Raw genomic sequence first — 15,860 nt, 5'->3', positions numbered from 1 at the left:
CCTTGCCTTCATGGAGCAGCTCGCTTAACTGCTTTGGCTGACTTGATAACTATTAATTCATGGCTTGGCTTTATGATTAATTCATCGCTTGGGCTTATTAATGCCTCATTATTATCGCCAAGAATGCCAATTAGTATGCCCGACTCGCGCTCCCTCACCTTAATTAACGCGTCCCTGAAGCTTAGCCCAGCGTACTCGCTTGAACTGATCACTGAGATTTCACTGTCGCCCCTGAGCAGCCTCATTACCGCCCTCAGCGATCCCTTATAGATGGCTTCGGTTGCTACTGCTATAGTAGTCAATGACCCCACTGCGATAGCCTCATTAGCCCCAGCCTTAAGGGCGTATTCAGCGTTGTTCTCATCAAGCAGTTCAGCCACTATGTAGAGGTTCGGGTTAATGCTTCTAGCCACTATTACCTCCATAAGCGTTTTCGCGTCGGCTGAGGCCACGTCTCCCTGGGGAAGTATCATTAATGATGCTGCCTCATCGATGTTAGCCCTAATCAATGTGTCCTTCAGCGTCGGGTTGCCCTTTATGAATTCCACATCCTTAGGCAGGTTAGGCGGCTTATCGAGTTCACTTACGTAAACCACATCTATGAATTTGCCCGAATCCTCCATCAATTTAGTTAAGGCCTTAACTAGATTAATAGCCCTATCCGGCTCGCCTAAAATGATCACGTGATCGCCCTTACTGCTCGATTTCATGCCGTTCACTCTCTCCATCGCCCTCTCCGTCAATAAAGTAGCTATTGACGCCGTTAATATGCTTATCACGGCTATGCCGATCGGCATTATAACCATGTCCACAACCCTACCTATCGTGGTTTGAGGAACTATATCCCCATAGCCCACGGTGGTAATGGTCTCCATGACGAACCAAACAGCGTCGAAGAAGTTCTTTATGTTGGGATTATGGCCGTACTCCACCAGATAGATGCCTAACGCCCCAAGAAATAGCACAGCTATGAACATCAAAATAGCATACATTATCACGCTCCTTAACGCTCTCCTGATTCTCTTCATTAATCTATACGTATTCAACTGTATGACGGGCATATCTACTCATTGAATAACCCCCTATGCATTTAACTTTTCGGGAGGCATGGTACGATTGAATTAACTGCGGAGGTTTGGTGAGGGGGAGCTTTAGAGATTATATTTAGCGCTTCCCTGCAATGTTAATCGAGGAAGGGCATTGGCGCGAGCATTAGGTGGGGGATCTATAATCCCGTGAAGGTGGGTTCCGAAAAGGTTAGGGTGAAGAGGTGCTTTCCACGCTTATTTTCCCGGGTAGTACTTGGCCAGCGCATTCTCTATGGGGGCCTCCCTGGAGAAGCTCTTCTTTGCATTCATCATTACCTTTATGAATTCATCCCTATAATCGTTGTACAGCTTTATTATGGACTTCAATTTATTGACGAAGTCCTCGTACTCCCTCTCGCTTATCTCCCTAGCCCTCGGATCAGTGCCTATATCTATCAATTCGCGCACGTCCTCGCCGAACAACCACCCGTTCTCCCCATCCCGTATGAGCTCCACGGCCGCTCCATCCCTGGAGGAGAGGCTGGGGGTCCCGTTCAGCCCGCCCTTCATGAACGAGGTGCCGGAGGCCTCCCAGCCGGGGAAGGGCGTGAATACCATTAGGGATGAGCCGGCCACTATTGGCCTCGCCAGCCTCACTCCGTAGTCCGGCATGAATACTACGTTCTCGTAGTTGAGGGAGGCTTGTTTCATTCTCCTCATCACCTCCAGGCCGTAGTTATCGTCTGGATGGGCCTTGCCCGCCAAGAGGAACACGGCGTCCCTGGGCTGCTCATCCTCTATCAGGTCCAGTATGAACTCGGGTCTCTTATACTTGGTCACCCTCCTATTCCATGCAATTATAGGCCTGTCCCCGGCGTCCACCTTCTTGTACTTGGACATCAAGCCAAGCAATTCCTGCCTGGCCGCCATCTTGGCGCTCCACAACTCCTCCCCGGACTCCGCGCGGGCTATTCTTGGATCCACCCACCTCGCCGCATCCACTCCGTTCGTTATGTAGCTCACCTTATGCATGTGGTGCGGTATCACCTTGCTCACCACGTCCAGCATCTTCTGGGACACCACCACTCCGCCTCCAGCCATGGATAGCCCCAGCTCCGTCAATATGACCGGGTTAGAAATGAATGAGTAGCCGAACTCCTCCTCGAATAATTCCCGGGGAAACGATGGATGACCCCACGGTCCGGGCGTGTGTATTATCAATCTGAACTTCCTCGGCTCCAGCCTAAGCACGAGGGGAAGCAAAGCGGCGTAGGCCTCCTGTAGGTCCACGACGTCCACGTTATTCACGCCTATCACTCCAGTTATGTACTCGGCCGCCCCCTTGGCTAGGAGGACGTATTTTGCGAATTTATCCTCCAGGCTCCTCTCTATGTACACCCTATCCACGAGGCCGACGGCCCACATGGGGGACGTGGGGCTTATGAAGACTACCCGCGCCTTCCCTACCCTGTACTCCATGAAGTCTATGATGACCCGCCTATGCCTGAGCCTGATGCCGGTGCTCCCAGTCTTGACCAGCTTGTCCAGGAATTCCTTGGGCTGGGGCTGCGGCAGGGGGGTTAACTCCCCATCCAGTGAGTAATCCACGTATCCGTTCTTGTAGAGCAGCGTTATTACTATATAATCCACTCCCCTCCTCGCCATTGCGTAGAACTTATCCCCCTCCAAGACCCCAAGGCCCCCCGCGTACGTGTTCCCCTCATCCAGCGCTATCTCGGGGGTAACGCTTATTATCGCCATAACCCCAGGGGAATGATCTATATTTTAGGCTTTCCGGTGCACCCGCACCACTCTCTCCAAATTAATGGGCGTTTTTAAACCGATTCGGCCCCCCTTCCCGGGAGCCCGCATAAAGCTTTTGAACGCATTTCCTTTCCCCGCTCATGGTACTAGCTTGTCCCCGCGATTGCTATGATACCTGCATATTCGACTCTAACTATCGGCCTCTTAACATGTTTCCAGTGAATGGTTTCACGTGTGCCAGGGGGAGGGCTGATCTGCGGAGAAATGGGGTGAATAGGATAGAGTCCCCAATGATAGAGGGTAGGGAGGTCTCCCTGGAGGAGGCCCTGGATTACGTGTCGCGAATTATAATGGAGGTCAGGAAGAGAGATCCATCTCGCATAATACATGTGGATTATGATGGGAACCAGGGATTGTTGACTTGGTACTACCCGGCCAGGCTGTGGAACGCGCTGGGCGCGTCCCAGACGGATTACTCAATATGCAGCGCGGAGGGCCATGCCGCCATCGCTGCCCACTACGGCACCAGCTTCGGCGCGTTGCCGAGCGAGTTCCCGAGGTATGGCGCGGCGGTCTTCTGGGGAGTGCCGGCCAGCGTGAGCTTCATCCACGGCTGGGCAGCCCTTAGGAAGGCGCATAGGGTGGTCATAGATGTCAGGATGAGCGATGCCGCAAAGAAGGCTGATGAGTCGTTGATTGTTAGGCCGGGCGGCGATGTGTTCCTCGCCATCGGCGTTATTAAGGAGCTCATCAAGTCGGGGAGGGTTGTGGGCGATGTGGAGGGTTTGGAGGACCTGAGGAGGTTCGTGGATGGCTACGGAGAAGCCGAGTTGAGCGAGTACTCGGGAGTGGGTTGGGACAAGGTGAGGTGGTTGGCTGAGTACTACTCGGAGAGAAGGCCATTAACGCTGATAGGCTTCGCCCTGGGTAGGTCCGTCAATGGCGGCGATGCGATAGCGCTCATATCGTTGATTCCCGCCCTCCTCGGAATGGAGAGGGGCTTCTACTACTCCAACTCCATGGGGTGGGGAATAGATTTCAATTACTTGAGGGGAATGCACGCGTCGAGGCCGGGGAGGGTAGTGGGTATGGCTGAGGTTGGGTATGAGGTCGAGAAGGGGAGCTTCGACTTGATGTTCGTGTGGAACGCCAACCCACTTCACTCGCTGCCGGGCGCGGATAGGATACGGGAGGCGGTGGAGGAGGGTAGGCTGAGGCTGGTCGTCCATGATCCTCACTGGAGCGAGACGGCTAAGTTGGCCAACGTTGTTCTCCCGGCTCCCACGTTCCTGGAGAAGGTGGACGTGATCTACAGCTACTGGCATGAGTACTTAATACTCAGTGAGCCCCGCGAGAAGCCCATTGGGATTCCGGAGACGGCGTTGGTGAGGGAGGTGGGGCGGCGGGTGTTGGGGTCGCATCCATTGATAGAGGAGGATCCAATGCACGCCGTCGACGTGGCAATACGGGGAACCGGGGTCACGCTGGCGGAGTTGATGGAGAGGAAGGTGGTTCCTATAAGGCATAGGCCAAACCCTCGACGGCCAACGGTTCACCCCTTGCCTAAACCATCCCCGCCCCCGCTGGACGCCACCCTTGTCTTCACGTCCCACCCCCTCTACACCAACAGTCAATTCAAGGAGATATACGGAAGGCCGGAGCCCATATTGTACACGCACGACGTGGAGGGCATTGTGGAGGTCGAATCTAAGTTCGGCAAGGTAAAGGTCAAGGCAGTCAAGGACGTTGGAACCCCTTCAGGGGTCGTCTGGATGCACAAGAGCGCATTGATTGACTTGGATGGAAGGCCCATAAACTCGCTGATAGGGCCTGAGAAGGGCAGGTACGGAGGCACTCCATTACTTAATGGAGTCTCGGTCAAGATTCGCCGCGTTGAGTGAGCGATTGGTGGAGATTCGTTGGAGCCCCGGCCGGGATTTGAACGTTCCCTGGGACGCCCCATCCGGGATTTCCGCTACGGGCCTCGTATCTACGGGTCTCCGCCATTAAAGGCCTGCAGCCCGTCGCTCTAGCCGGACTGAGCTACCGGGGCTCCCATCTCCCCTTGGTGGTAAATGGTTTTATAAATTTACCTAGACCAATCGCCCCCAAGCCCTAACCGTTGCGATCCCTAGCATTTAATAAATGGTGATGCTCCACTCGCATTAAGTAGATAATTGATGGCCTCAGCCGAGGATGTGGAGCGAATTATTGGCGGCGCTCGTATCATGGGTAAAAATTAAAAACACCAGGTCTATGACGACGTGGGGCCCGTGGTCTAGCGGCTAGGACGTTCGCCTCACGCGCGAGAGGTCCCGGGTTCAAATCCCGGCGGGCCCACTTCCTAATGCTACACACGCCCGGCTTTACGTGCGTCGAAGCAATTCAATGGAGCGGTTCAGCCTATATCCGGCAATAACGCTCCATTGCTCAAGGAGGTTGAGGATCACTGGGGACTACCCAACCGTGGCTGTGCGTCCCAACTAAAGCGAGGCAGCGCTTTAGGGCGGGGGTCAGGTATTATCTATGTTAATTTCTTGGAGATATTTTTATACCTCTACAATTCGTCTATTCATGATTTTCAGGCCATTATCCCTAGTCCTACTGCTTCTAGTCGCCTTCCTTCCAATATACTTCGCGGCTACTCAACCCGCTCAGCAAACCAGGACACCCATAAAGCACGTAATAATAATACTCAAGGAGAACAGGAGCTTCGACAATCTCTTCGGAACGTATCCCTACGGCCATGGCGACGCCCTTAAGGGCAATCCCATAGTTAAGGAACTGTCGATACCGGACGGCGTTCTCTATATGAACGTCGAGGTGCCCAATTACCCAGGCCTAGGTTTCTTGTTCGGCTATACGAAGCTGGCGTACGCGGCCAGCCCGGTTCAGCAGGATCCAGGCGAGGGCTGGATTGACTATCACGGCGACTGGGATTATGGTAGAATGGATGGCTTCGCGGCGTACTCGGGCCCCCAGTCCATGGTCTATATCGACTACGATCAGATTCCCTTCTATTGGGATTACGCTGAGGAGTACGTGTTATGCGATAACTACTTCACCGCGGTTATGACTGAGTCGCTGCCCAACTTCCTGGCCCTATGGAGCGGCACGACAGTGGTCAGCAACGACGTGGGCCCACCCCCATACCTGCCGCTGAACGATACCATCTTTTACCAGCTTTCTCAAAACAACGTGAGTTGGGGGGTCTTTGGGCTATATAGTTCAGCTCAATCCCCTCCACCGAGCGAGATCGGATGGCTAGACGACGTGCAGGGCTTCGCCGGGAACCCGGCAATGATGAGCCACGTGTACAACATGTCGGTGTTCTACCAAATGCTCAAGAACAACACATTACCGGCCTACGTGTTCATAGACGATTACGGAATCGCCCACGGCGTATCGGATCATCCCCCAGACAACATAACCTACTCCGAGATGTGGACCGTCAACGTGATAAACGCGGTGATGCAAAGCCCAGAATGGAACAGCTCGGCCATATTCGTGACCTGGGACGACGAGGGAGGCTTCTATGACCACGTTCCACCGCCCCAAATAAACGGCTTGGGCCTGGGGCTCAGGACCGCTTGCCTAGTAATATCTCCATACGCAAAGGAGGATTACATAGATCACCAAGTCCTCAGCCACTACAGCCTGCTGAAGTTCGTGGAGTGGAACTGGAACCTGCCCTACCTAAATGGTTACGTAGCCAATGCAAACCTGCCCCTGGCCGCCTTTAACTTCAACCAGAAGCCAAGGCCCCCCGTGATACTAGGGCCAACCCCGGACATAGCTGGAACGCTGGGGGTCAACCGTGGCTACGTGTACTTCGAGAACGGCTCTGCCTACGCATTGACGGCCGTCCAAGCATCCAAGCAATACCCAGTACCGCTTCAAATTCCAATCGATGAGCTTCCATACGCTGCGCCCCAAAATTATTCCGGCGATATGGGCTTTACGGCGAGTTATAACTACGTAACCCCATCATGGGTACTGCCGGTCCAATTCTACCTCCTCTTATCGTCGCTCGCGCTCCTAGTAGCAGTTCTCGCATTTAATGGGCGTGGCCCATCTTCATTAGATCTAAGATCGCCGCTCCTCGTGATCGCCATCGCTTTGGATCTACTTGGTTCGGCTCTGGGGATAATATATCCAGCCGTGCCTCCGGCCCCGCTGCCCCCCGCTCAACCTACTTACTCCATGCTCACTGGCATTGGCCTATTCGTATTGGCGGTGGAGATCGTTATTCTAGCCCTCCCGCTCATCAAGAGGTTCTCTGAGAAAAAACCTGGAGAGCTTTCCAGATAACCCGGTTTGCGGCCCTGCTTCTAATCATCGCGATCTAGAGCTTGTTATACTTAACGTTTCTCCCCCTGGCCTTCTCCACGGGGTATCTCTCCTCGTTTATGGCCAGTTTTCTAAGAAGTGATTGTGTTAGGTCGAAGCCGTACTTCTGGGCGAGTCTGAGAAGCATGAAGAGGACATCCGCCATCTCCATCGCCACCTCATCCCTGGCCTCCGCGTCCTTCATCAATTCCTCTCCCTCCCTCTCGCTCTTGAACCTGAATATCTCCAACAGCTCGGCCGCCTCGGTTATGGTTCCTATCGCAAGGTCCTTCGGGTTATGGAATTGATCCCAATCCCTGGCTTCACAGAACTCCCTCACCCTTTCCTTGAGGAACTCCAAATTGGTCGTACTATCGCTCATGGATTGATTAAGCCGCTCACGTTTAACTAACTTGTGAATCCAGGTTAAGGTATCACTGACCAGCCTCCTCTCGGTTCCTTGGGCGGATTTTGAAGAAAAATTTATTTTACTGATAAAGCATCGGCTAGACATGGTCTACGACGTGCCTTTCGTGCCCACTCCAGAGGTGGTGGTGAAGAGAATGCTTCAATTAGCCAACGTTAAGCCGGGGGAGGTCTTGTACGACTTGGGATGCGGCGACGGCAGGATAATAATAACCGCGGCGAGGGACTTCGGGGCGCGTGCCTTCGGCGTGGAGATAAGGAAGGACCTATATGAGCAGTGCGTGCGCAGGATAAAGGAGTTGGGGCTGGAGGATAGGATAACCGTGATAAACGGCAACTTCTTCGAGGTGCCTGTGTCGGACGCGGACGTGGTCACAATGTATTTATTGACGAGTGTTAATGAGCGGTTAAGGCCCAAGCTGGAGAAGGAGTTGAGGCCAGCCACGCGTGTGGTCAGCCATGATTTCGAGATGATAGGGTGGAAGCCTGTTATAGCCGAGGACCTATACGAGGAATGGAGGAGCCACAAGATTTACCTCTATAAAATGCCCGGCGCAGAGATACCGATACCGTCTCGGCCTTTGACTGACGTGGATGAGAAGTACAGGGACGTGGCCATGTTGATAGATGGGAATAACTCTATTGAGAGGATAGCATCCAAGCTCAACACGACTGTCAGGAACGTTAGAAACGTGGTTCAAGAGCTGCAGAAGCTGGGCTATGTTAGCGAGGTAAAAGTGGTCAAGTAACCATTCATATGGGCGCCCGGCCTCGCAGGTCCAATCCTTGGATCCCGCACCTTAGAGGCGAGAACTAAGGAAATGGCGTGCCCATCCTTGGGCTTCTCAAGGAGAAATAAAGTTATTAAATGAATATAGGCCCCCTCATTCGATGAACGTTGATCACCCTGTATTGGATGTGGAGCCTAACATACATACCATCGATGAGTTAATAGATGCGTTCGGGAGGAGCGGGGGCTTCATGGCGGGTCACCTATACGATGGAGTCAAGATAATGGAACAAATGCTGGCGGACCCCGATACGACTGTCTTCCTCTCCTTCACCGCCGACTTAGTTGCCACCGGCCTCAGGGGCCTGCTGGCCAAGTTCGTGGAGCGGGGCTTCGCCGACGTGGTGATCACCACTGCGGGCACGCTTGATCATGACTTGGCCAAATCCATGGGGGGCGTGTACTTCAGGGGCACCTTCGATGCAGATGATAGCTACCTGCTCAGGGAGGGCATAAACAGGATCGGCAACGTATTCGTGAGGAAGGAGCATTACGGTCCATTGATAGAGAAGGCGGTCCACGGGGCGTTAGCGGACGTGGAGGGCGTGGTGGGGGTCAGGGAGCTGATTTGGAGGATAGGAGGGGGGGTAAGCGATGATTCATCAATAGTCAAGGCAGCCTCCCGCTCCTGCGTCCCCATATACGTGCCGGGATTCGTGGATGGCGCCTTCGGCACGGCATTGCTTACCCTGAACGATATGAGGAGGGCCAGGGGCAAGTCGGGGGTATTGGTGGACGTCATCAAGGATGAGAGGGAGATAATGGATATAGTGTATTCAAGCAAGAAGCTTGGAGCTATAATAGTGGGAGGGGGGATCAGCAAGCACCACGTGATTTGGTGGAGCCAGTTCAAGGATGGGCTGGACTACGTGGTCTACGTCACCACGGCCACGGAGTGGGATGGATCGCTGAGTGGCGCTAGGCCCAAGGAGGCCATCTCCTGGGGTAAGGTGAAGCCCACGGCCGCTTCGTCATTCGTGTTCTCCGACGCAACGGTGGCATTGCCCATAATGTTCTCATATGTTGCAAATAAGCTGGGGTTCAGGCGCAGAAATTTGGGGATATATCCATGGAGTTGCTCCCAGTGATCTCTGCAGCGGCGGCGGAGGCGGTTGCGCTTTACTTGATCGCCAGGTGCAGGTGCGTCCTTGCGCCCGATATACATAAGGCGGGCCAGCCGCGCATTCCAAAGATAGGGGGTCTCGGCTTGATAGTCGCAATTCCATTTCTATGGCTTCTCTGGAACCCTGTCAGCAGCGTTGCCGTGGCGTTCTTCTCCGTGCCCCTAGTGATGGGCGTGGTGGGCCTCCTCGACGATGTATACTCCATCAATGAGTACGTTAGGGTTGCGGTATCGCTGGGGTACCCGGTGGCACTGTACGCGGTCGGCTTAATGCCCAAGATGATTTATGTGCCGTTGATAGGGAGGTTCAGCGACGCATTGCTGGTGGGAGCCATAACCGTGGCCTCCTACCTCATATTCTCGAACGCGGTCAACATGTTGGACGTGGTTAATGGAGTGGTTCCGTTCTCCATGTCGTTGATACCGCTCTCGTCGCTCGTGTACGGCGTGGTCGCCGGCAATGAAACCGCCGTGTACCTATCCATCGCCTCGCTGGTGGTCTCGCTTGTTCTCTTCGTATTTAATGCCTATCCGGCCAAGCTATTCAATGGCAACGGTGGGACCCACGTGCTTGGAGCGATCTTGAGCGGGCTATTCCTATACACGGGGGCATCCACGTTCGTGCTGATGGCCGCATTGCCGTACATAATAAACGGCATACTGATAATCTTCTCCTCCCGCGGCATAAAGGGCAGGGATAAGTTGAGCAGGCCAACAAAGGTAATCAATGGACTGGTTTATCCCAACGAGAACAGCAGGGGCGTGTTGACGTTAGTTAAGTCCATAGTAATGGATGGGCCAAGGGATGAGTGGGGAATAATAAAGGCCATATACGCGTTGTTCCTAGCCTCCTTCGTGTTATCCCTGTTGACAATTTACCTATGGCGATTAATATGAGGACCTCGCTATCGTTGCTGGCGTTCTCCTGGGCAACACTGGTGGCGGTTCTCCTCCTTCTGAGGTTCATGAACGAGGAGCTGGGCGGCTATATTCCATTACTAGTGGCTGGGCTAGTGCTAATATTTTTGTGGGCTGCCGGCGTCTACAGGCTGGCTAAGTCGTTGGAGGAAAGAATGATGCGAAAAGTTCCGCGCTGATTGGTGAGGATAACCGCCGACGCTGACGTGGGGGAGATTCCATGACCTCCAATGATGCTCCTCACTTCGGGGTAGCTATGCTGTCCCAGCTTATGCGCGGCGTCAACATGGTCATGTTGCATGATGTAAAGGCAGTTCAATAGTTCGCGTCTCTCGTAGATGTGGGGGAAATAAATATAATTATTTATTATTTAGAAAGGATGAAAATTTATAAAGATGCCTTATCGTATTGAGCCATGGCTCTGATAGAGCTTAGGTGGCATGGCAGGGGCGGCCAGGGGGCGGTGACCGCCTCGCAGGCATTGGCAACGGCCGCCATAATAGAGGGCAGATATGCTCAGTCCTACCCGGAGTACGGCGCGGAGAGGCGCGGAGCGCCTGTTAGGGCTTACACCAAGATAAGCACGGACCCCATAATGGATAGGGAACCCGTGATAAATCCCGACATAATAGTGATATTGGATAAATCCCTTCTGGTGATGCCGGATGTATTGAGCGGGTTGAAGCCGAATGGTTATGTGGTGGTGAACTCCAGGACCCCCGTCGCGGTGAACGGCGCGCGGGTCGTTTACTTGGATGCCACCGGCCTCGCCACCAAGTTGCTGGGAAAGCCCATAGTTAATACAGCCATGTTGGGGGCAGTGGCGAGGGTAATGGGAGATTTCATGAGCATAGACAGCATAACCGCCGCTCTTGCGCAATACTTTGGAGGCAAGATCCTCTCCATAAATAGGGAACTGGTTTTAAAGGCCTATGAGGCGACCACACTATGAGCTCGCTGTCATCATGGAAGGAGCTAGTCATTGGTGGGACGATAACTGAGCCGGGCAGCACCGTTAATGTTCGCACTGGTACTTGGAGGACGAAGAAGCCGGTCATAAATCAAGATGCTTGCACCAGGTGCAGGATATGCTGGGAGTACTGCCCGGAGGGGGTAATACAGGAGCTGGATAAGCCTTTCGTGTCGAAGAAGGGCATTAAGTATGCGGTTACCTACGAGGTAAACTACGACTACTGCAAGGGATGCGGCATATGCGCAAATGAGTGCCCGGTGAAGGCCATAGACATGGTGAGCGAGTATGAGTAGTACATCAATTGTAGAGAAGGCCGTGAAAAAACAGACAGGGCCGACGCGTGTCGCATTGACGGGCAATTACGCCGCCGCCTATGCTGCCAAGATGGCCGACATAGATTTGGTCGCGATATACCCGATAACTCCTCAGACCACCATAGCGGAGAAGCTGAGCGAGTTCGTGGCGGATGGAGAGTTGGCCGCGGAGTTAATACACGTGGAGAGCGAGCACTCAGCCCTCAGCGCAACCATAGGCGGCGCGGCCGTGGGGGCCAGGGCATTCACCGCAACGTCGTCACAGGGATTGGAGTTAATGCACGAGATACTTCATATAGCGGCTGGCCTTAGGTTGCCCATCGTGATGGCGGTTCCATCCAGGGCGCTGTCGGCGCCCATAAGCATCCATAACGATAATTCCGACATAATGAACGCGAGGGAAACTGGTTGGATAATGTTGAACGCCTCAGATGCACAAGAGGTGTTCGACATGGTGATCCAAGCATTCAAGATAGCGGAGGATCCGAGAGTGCTTCTGCCGGTAATGGTGACATATGATGGATTCGTGGTGAGCCACACCGTGGAGGGAGTGGAGCTGCCCGACGCAGAGGCGGTTAGGTCGTTCATACCAAAAGGCAAGTGGCATACCTTGGATCCATCGCGTCCATCATCCATGGGCCCCATAGCTGGGCCGGATTGGTATTACGAGATAAAATTCGGCCAGTACAACGCGATGCGTGACTCAATAAAGGTGATAGCGGAGGTCATGGATGGCTTTGGCAAGAAGTTTGGAAGAAGCTACTCGCCCGTGGTGGGCTATATGATGGGAGATGCCGACTTCGCCGTAGTGACCTACGGGGTAACTTGGGGTTTCGTCAAGGCCGCCGTCGATAGGGCAAGAAGCATGGGAATTAAGGCCGGCGCGATAAAGCTGAACGTGATAAGGCCGTTCCCCTCCGATGCCGTTTTCTCGTACCTAAGGGGATTGAAGTCCTTCGCCGTGGTGGACAGGGCAATATACTACGGCGCCCCGTCTCCGGGCCCCATATATACCGATGTAGCCTCCGCGCTCTTCATGCGCGGCTACGCCGTGCCCGCGCTCAACGTGATACATGGGATAGGGCAGAGGACCATGTACATAAACGACTTCGTCGAGGTGTTCAAGGAATTGACCAAGCTTGACGAAAGCAAGGTGGTCTTCATGGGGGTGAGGGAGTGATGCAGGAAGGCAGGCAGATAAGGACCATTAAGGACCTCCCCCGCGAGGAGAGGTTTGCCCCCGGCCACGCTATGTGCGCTGGATGCGGTGCGGCGATAGCGATGAGGTGGCTCAACAAATACATAGGGGATAACGCCATAATAGCGAACGCGACGGGATGCGTGGAGGTAACCACCACCACTTACCCCTACACTGCCTGGAGGAATCCCTGGATACACGTGGCATTCGAGAATGCCGCTGCCGTAGCCAGCGGCTTGAGGAAGGGAATAGACGTGTTAAAGAGGAAGGGAGCTTGGAAGAACGGGGACACCAGGATAGTGGTGGTTGGAGGCGATGGAGGCACCGTGGATATAGGCCTACAAAGCCTGAGCGGAATGCTGGAGCGCGGCGATAAGGTGATGTACTTCCTCTATGATAATGAGGCCTACATGAATACGGGAATACAGAGGAGCGGCGCCACGCCTATGTATGCGTGGACGACGACGACGCCCGTGGGGCATGTCCTTCACGGGAAGCCCCAGATGAAGAAGGACATATTTGATATAGTGCTCGCCCACGGCATTAAGTACGCTGCCACGGCAACCATATCAGACGTAATAGATATGTCCAATAAGATACGGAAGGCCATGGATTACAGCGAGGAGGGGCCTACATTCATTCATGTATTGTCCCCATGCCCGCCTGGGTGGAAGTACGACGAGAGCAAAACTGTGGAGGTAGCCAAGAAAGCCATTGAAACGGCGTATTGGATAAACTTGGAGTACGATCATGGGGTTTGGAGCGTGACCACCAAGGTGCCTGTTAGGAAGCCCGTCTCCGAGTTCCTTCGCATGCAGGGCAGGTTCTCCCACTTAACGCAGGGCGAGGTGGAGGAGATACAGAAGTGGGTGGATGCCAGGGTTGCCTCCGTCAATAAGCTGGTGGGCAAGGAAGTGATAGGCCCCGTCAAGGAGAGGTAAGCCGCCTCTCCATTGACTCAACATTTTTAATAGTAACTTTTAAAAATGCTCGAACATCTTCATCAACGTAATGTACAATGTCTTCATCGAGGAGCAGTCAGCGGAGTCCACCAGGTATAAGTTGACCAGCGAGATAGATGGCAAGATGATCGAGCTAAGCGTGGTTGAGTCTATTCCCGGCATCAGGCTCAGGCTTGCATCGCTGAGACCCATAAATGAGAACGAGTTCGCAATACTCGCGCCGGCCATGGGCAGGATCGGATTCTATGCAGACTATGTTAAGGAGTCCGGCATAATGATGTTGCAGCCATCGCTTGAGTTGAGGGGGATGGTTATGAAGGATTTAGACGATGTGATGCCCCTCCTGGAGACCATTAGGGAATTGGTCAGTGAGGTCAACTACATGATAAACAATCCGAAGTCTCTGCTGGAGTTGAAGGGCGAGTTGCTGGGCAATGGTTGGTTGGTGGGCGATGACTCGTCCCTCCACAAGCTTTACCAGGCATTGGATGGCGTTATAGACGTGGATATACGCATAAAACCCGACATGTATAGCTCTAGCATTGCCGACGTGGTTCTAAGCGCTATGTCCAGGCGCGGCTCTCTGGAGTGCTTGGCCGGCTCATTTGCGGTTCATGGGTTCACTAAGGCAGAGGACTTCGGGCACTTCATTAGGCTCGAGGGTAGGCTCCATACTCTGGGCGTTTTGCCCATAATAGCATCCAAAGTCGATGAGTGGATGAACCAGGCGATCTCAGCATGCCATCAACAGGAATAATGTTGACGCTGGCCTTGGCCCAGCTAGTGGTAACCATAAGCCTGGCCTACTTTCTCTACGATGCCAATAGGAAGTACATCGCCATGTCAACCCCCGCCTCCGAGATTAGGCTTCCCTCCTTCACAGATGATGAGTTGATGGTGATGAAATACTTATTGGAAAAAGATGGACAAGCGCTGCAAGCCAGCATCGGAAAGGACCTCAACATACCTAAGGCCTCGCTTTCTAGAATGGTAAAGCGGCTGGCCGAGAATGGATTGCTGGCCGTGGAGAAGAGGGGTAGGTACAACTACGTATTAATAACGAATAGGGAATACGTGGAGAAGATAATTAGGTCAAGCAATAACGAGAAGGTCAAGCAATAGATCCGTCAATTCATCCACGTTCCGTGAATCCATCACTCCATAAGGGCCTAAATGCCTTACCTTCTCCATGGATATGGCCATGGCTCTTGCAAAGCTCCACTCAATGTCCTCCCCCCTGCTTAAATACCACGCCAAAGCACACCCGGTCACATCCCCCGCGCCGGTGGGATCCACAACGCTTATGGATGGAGTGCGGCTAAAGCCGTATCGGCGACCATTATGAATTAAGTACCCCAGCTTGCTTCCCATGGTTACCAGTACATACTTGTTGTTCCTGGATAGCTTGACTAGATCTAGGTCATCTACATCATCTATGCTGAGCTTTAATAAATCGCCGTTAATCAGCAGGGAGTCCAGGGTCATGTGATCCAGCGAAACGCTTACATTGCCGTTTGAGTCGAATTTCCTGGAGAATCCCTGCGCGTCTATAGCCATGAAATCCGAGCTGCCCCTAATTAGCTTCAATAAATCCAGTGATACCTCGCCCGCTATTGGATTGACTACGGCGGTTCCCCGAATTCCGTTTACGTCATCTGCCTCGAGATCTCGGCACTTGCTGGCCAATCGCAGCTCCCTGCCCCCATCCCGCCTATATTTGAGCTCGTATGATGTTGTCCTGCATGTTGGCTCCACCCGTATTCCATCTATCGACAATCCCCTCTCCTTGTAGTGCCCCAATCCATCGAAATCAGGCCCCACCACGGAAATTGGCGTGATGTGTACATCAAGCTGGCTCAAGTAGAAGCCACAATACGTAGGAGCGCCGCCAGCGCTCATAATTATGTTTCCGTTGGGGTCCACTATCTTGTCGATGCTGATGTGGCCTATCACGTGCATTGTATACGTCCCCCTATATTAACGCTTATAAATATTGCAATTACCATGTTTCTAAGCAGCAATATGTGGATAAAAA

The 15,860-nt window shown here is 53.3% G+C and carries 16 protein-coding genes and 2 tRNA genes; 13 read left to right on the top strand and 5 right to left on the bottom strand.

Going from position 1 to position 15,860, the window contains the following annotated elements:
* Positions 1-8 precede the first annotated feature (8 nt).
* Together ACZ5ZS_RS00875 and ACZ5ZS_RS00870 are read right to left on the bottom strand one after the other, a co-directional pair.
* Positions 9-1,061, bottom strand: a complete 1,053-nt coding sequence (locus ACZ5ZS_RS00875) for a potassium channel family protein (RefSeq protein WP_188596045.1) — start codon at positions 1,059-1,061, stop codon at positions 9-11.
* A 222-nt stretch (positions 1,062-1,283) separates the two neighbouring features.
* Entirely contained in the window at positions 1,284-2,789 is a 1,506-nt protein-coding gene (locus ACZ5ZS_RS00870) for a glycogen/starch/alpha-glucan phosphorylase (protein WP_188596044.1), read from the bottom strand.
* 143 nt (positions 2,790-2,932) lie between these two features.
* On the opposite strand from ACZ5ZS_RS00870, the gene ACZ5ZS_RS00865 reads away from it, so the two are divergent.
* Positions 2,933-4,693 (top strand): molybdopterin-dependent oxidoreductase, encoded by a 1,761-nt coding sequence (locus ACZ5ZS_RS00865; protein WP_188596043.1) that lies wholly within the window; start codon positions 2,933-2,935, stop codon positions 4,691-4,693.
* Positions 4,694-4,712: 19 nt separating this feature from the next.
* Here the strand turns inward: ACZ5ZS_RS00865 and ACZ5ZS_RS00860 are convergent.
* Positions 4,713-4,845 (bottom strand) — tRNA-Cys (locus ACZ5ZS_RS00860).
* Between the two features lie 214 nt (positions 4,846-5,059).
* Here ACZ5ZS_RS00860 and ACZ5ZS_RS00855 point away from each other — a divergent pair.
* Positions 5,060-5,132: transfer RNA gene (locus tag ACZ5ZS_RS00855), tRNA-Val, on the top strand.
* 234 nt (positions 5,133-5,366) lie between these two features.
* Positions 5,367-7,103, top strand: a complete 1,737-nt coding sequence (locus ACZ5ZS_RS00850) for a phospholipase C (protein ID WP_188596042.1) — start codon at positions 5,367-5,369, stop codon at positions 7,101-7,103.
* Between the two features lie 34 nt (positions 7,104-7,137).
* Here the strand turns inward: ACZ5ZS_RS00850 and ACZ5ZS_RS00845 are convergent, their stop codons facing one another.
* A complete protein-coding gene (locus ACZ5ZS_RS00845; RefSeq protein WP_188596041.1) occupies positions 7,138-7,503 on the bottom strand; it encodes a nucleotide pyrophosphohydrolase in 366 nt (121 codons plus the stop codon).
* A gap of 130 nt (positions 7,504-7,633) precedes the next feature.
* Between ACZ5ZS_RS00845 and ACZ5ZS_RS00840 the strand changes: the two genes are divergently transcribed.
* The 10 genes from ACZ5ZS_RS00840 (at position 7,634) to ACZ5ZS_RS00795 (ending at position 14,947) form a co-directional block, all read left to right on the top strand.
* Positions 7,634-8,296: a class I SAM-dependent methyltransferase gene (locus ACZ5ZS_RS00840; RefSeq protein WP_188596040.1), complete on the top strand. Its 663-nt coding sequence runs from the start codon at positions 7,634-7,636 to the stop codon at positions 8,294-8,296.
* Positions 8,297-8,438: 142 nt separating this feature from the next.
* Entirely contained in the window at positions 8,439-9,425 is a 987-nt protein-coding gene (locus ACZ5ZS_RS00835) for a deoxyhypusine synthase (protein ID WP_188596039.1), read from the top strand.
* Positions 9,407-10,357, top strand: coding sequence for an MraY family glycosyltransferase (locus ACZ5ZS_RS00830; RefSeq protein WP_188596038.1), 951 nt, complete (start codon positions 9,407-9,409; stop codon positions 10,355-10,357). The genes ACZ5ZS_RS00835 and ACZ5ZS_RS00830 overlap by 19 nt, the downstream gene beginning before the upstream one ends.
* On the top strand, positions 10,354-10,557 hold the full coding sequence (locus ACZ5ZS_RS00825; protein ID WP_075059781.1) for a hypothetical protein: 204 nt from the start codon (positions 10,354-10,356) through the stop codon (positions 10,555-10,557). Before ACZ5ZS_RS00830 ends, ACZ5ZS_RS00825 begins: the two co-directional genes overlap by 4 nt.
* A gap of 236 nt (positions 10,558-10,793) precedes the next feature.
* Positions 10,794-11,330 (top strand): 2-oxoacid:acceptor oxidoreductase family protein, encoded by a 537-nt coding sequence (locus ACZ5ZS_RS00820; protein ID WP_188596037.1) that lies wholly within the window; start codon positions 10,794-10,796, stop codon positions 11,328-11,330.
* Positions 11,327-11,644, top strand: a complete 318-nt coding sequence (locus tag ACZ5ZS_RS00815; protein ID WP_188596036.1) for a 4Fe-4S binding protein — start codon at positions 11,327-11,329, stop codon at positions 11,642-11,644. Before ACZ5ZS_RS00820 ends, ACZ5ZS_RS00815 begins: the two co-directional genes overlap by 4 nt.
* A complete protein-coding gene (locus ACZ5ZS_RS00810) occupies positions 11,637-12,845 on the top strand; it encodes a ferredoxin oxidoreductase (protein WP_188596035.1) in 1,209 nt (402 codons plus the stop codon). The genes ACZ5ZS_RS00815 and ACZ5ZS_RS00810 overlap by 8 nt, the downstream gene beginning before the upstream one ends.
* A complete protein-coding gene (locus ACZ5ZS_RS00805) occupies positions 12,845-13,804 on the top strand; it encodes a thiamine pyrophosphate-dependent enzyme (RefSeq protein WP_188596034.1) in 960 nt (319 codons plus the stop codon). Before ACZ5ZS_RS00810 ends, ACZ5ZS_RS00805 begins: the two co-directional genes overlap by 1 nt.
* A 70-nt stretch (positions 13,805-13,874) precedes the next feature.
* Positions 13,875-14,582: a hypothetical protein gene (locus ACZ5ZS_RS00800; RefSeq protein ID WP_188596033.1), complete on the top strand. Its 708-nt coding sequence runs from the start codon at positions 13,875-13,877 to the stop codon at positions 14,580-14,582.
* On the top strand, positions 14,564-14,947 hold the full coding sequence (locus ACZ5ZS_RS00795) for a helix-turn-helix transcriptional regulator (RefSeq protein WP_188596032.1): 384 nt from the start codon (positions 14,564-14,566) through the stop codon (positions 14,945-14,947). The genes ACZ5ZS_RS00800 and ACZ5ZS_RS00795 overlap by 19 nt, the downstream gene beginning before the upstream one ends.
* Here the strand turns inward: ACZ5ZS_RS00795 and ACZ5ZS_RS00790 are convergent.
* Complete coding sequence (locus ACZ5ZS_RS00790; RefSeq protein WP_188596031.1) at positions 14,918-15,784, bottom strand: PfkB family carbohydrate kinase; 867 nt, start codon at positions 15,782-15,784, stop codon at positions 14,918-14,920. The two genes, ACZ5ZS_RS00795 and ACZ5ZS_RS00790, sit on opposite strands and share 30 nt — an antisense overlap.
* Between the last annotated feature and the right edge of the window lie 76 nt (positions 15,785-15,860).

This window comes from Thermocladium modestius (genome assembly GCF_055398215.1).
The sequence above is the reverse complement of the archived record's forward strand: the minus strand, read 5'-3'. Positions and strand labels throughout refer to the sequence as shown.

Excerpts from the sequence above, each read along its gene's own strand:
- ACZ5ZS_RS00820 (WP_188596037.1), top strand. The coding sequence starts at position 10,794 with ATGGCTCTGATAGAGCTTAGGTGGCATGGCAGGGGCGGCCAGGGGGCG.
- ACZ5ZS_RS00805 (WP_188596034.1), top strand. The coding sequence starts at position 12,845 with ATGCAGGAAGGCAGGCAGATAAGGACCATTAAGGACCTCCCCCGCGAG.
- ACZ5ZS_RS00830 (WP_188596038.1), top strand. The coding sequence starts at position 9,407 with ATGGAGTTGCTCCCAGTGATCTCTGCAGCGGCGGCGGAGGCGGTTGCG.
- ACZ5ZS_RS00870 (WP_188596044.1), bottom strand. The coding sequence starts at position 2,789 with ATGGCGATAATAAGCGTTACCCCCGAGATAGCGCTGGATGAGGGGAAC.
- ACZ5ZS_RS00840 (WP_188596040.1), top strand. The coding sequence starts at position 7,634 with ATGGTCTACGACGTGCCTTTCGTGCCCACTCCAGAGGTGGTGGTGAAG.
- ACZ5ZS_RS00815 (WP_188596036.1), top strand. The coding sequence starts at position 11,327 with ATGAGCTCGCTGTCATCATGGAAGGAGCTAGTCATTGGTGGGACGATA.
- ACZ5ZS_RS00800 (WP_188596033.1), top strand. The coding sequence starts at position 13,875 with ATGTACAATGTCTTCATCGAGGAGCAGTCAGCGGAGTCCACCAGGTAT.
- ACZ5ZS_RS00790 (WP_188596031.1), bottom strand. The coding sequence starts at position 15,784 with ATGCACGTGATAGGCCACATCAGCATCGACAAGATAGTGGACCCCAAC.
- ACZ5ZS_RS00810 (WP_188596035.1), top strand. The coding sequence starts at position 11,637 with ATGAGTAGTACATCAATTGTAGAGAAGGCCGTGAAAAAACAGACAGGG.
- ACZ5ZS_RS00825 (WP_075059781.1), top strand. The coding sequence starts at position 10,354 with ATGAGGACCTCGCTATCGTTGCTGGCGTTCTCCTGGGCAACACTGGTG.
- ACZ5ZS_RS00795 (WP_188596032.1), top strand. The coding sequence starts at position 14,564 with ATGCCATCAACAGGAATAATGTTGACGCTGGCCTTGGCCCAGCTAGTG.
- ACZ5ZS_RS00875 (WP_188596045.1), bottom strand. The coding sequence starts at position 1,061 with ATGCCCGTCATACAGTTGAATACGTATAGATTAATGAAGAGAATCAGG.
- ACZ5ZS_RS00835 (WP_188596039.1), top strand. The coding sequence starts at position 8,439 with ATGAACGTTGATCACCCTGTATTGGATGTGGAGCCTAACATACATACC.
- ACZ5ZS_RS00850 (WP_188596042.1), top strand. The coding sequence starts at position 5,367 with ATGATTTTCAGGCCATTATCCCTAGTCCTACTGCTTCTAGTCGCCTTC.
- ACZ5ZS_RS00865 (WP_188596043.1), top strand. The coding sequence starts at position 2,933 with ATGGTACTAGCTTGTCCCCGCGATTGCTATGATACCTGCATATTCGAC.
- ACZ5ZS_RS00845 (WP_188596041.1), bottom strand. The coding sequence starts at position 7,503 with ATGAGCGATAGTACGACCAATTTGGAGTTCCTCAAGGAAAGGGTGAGG.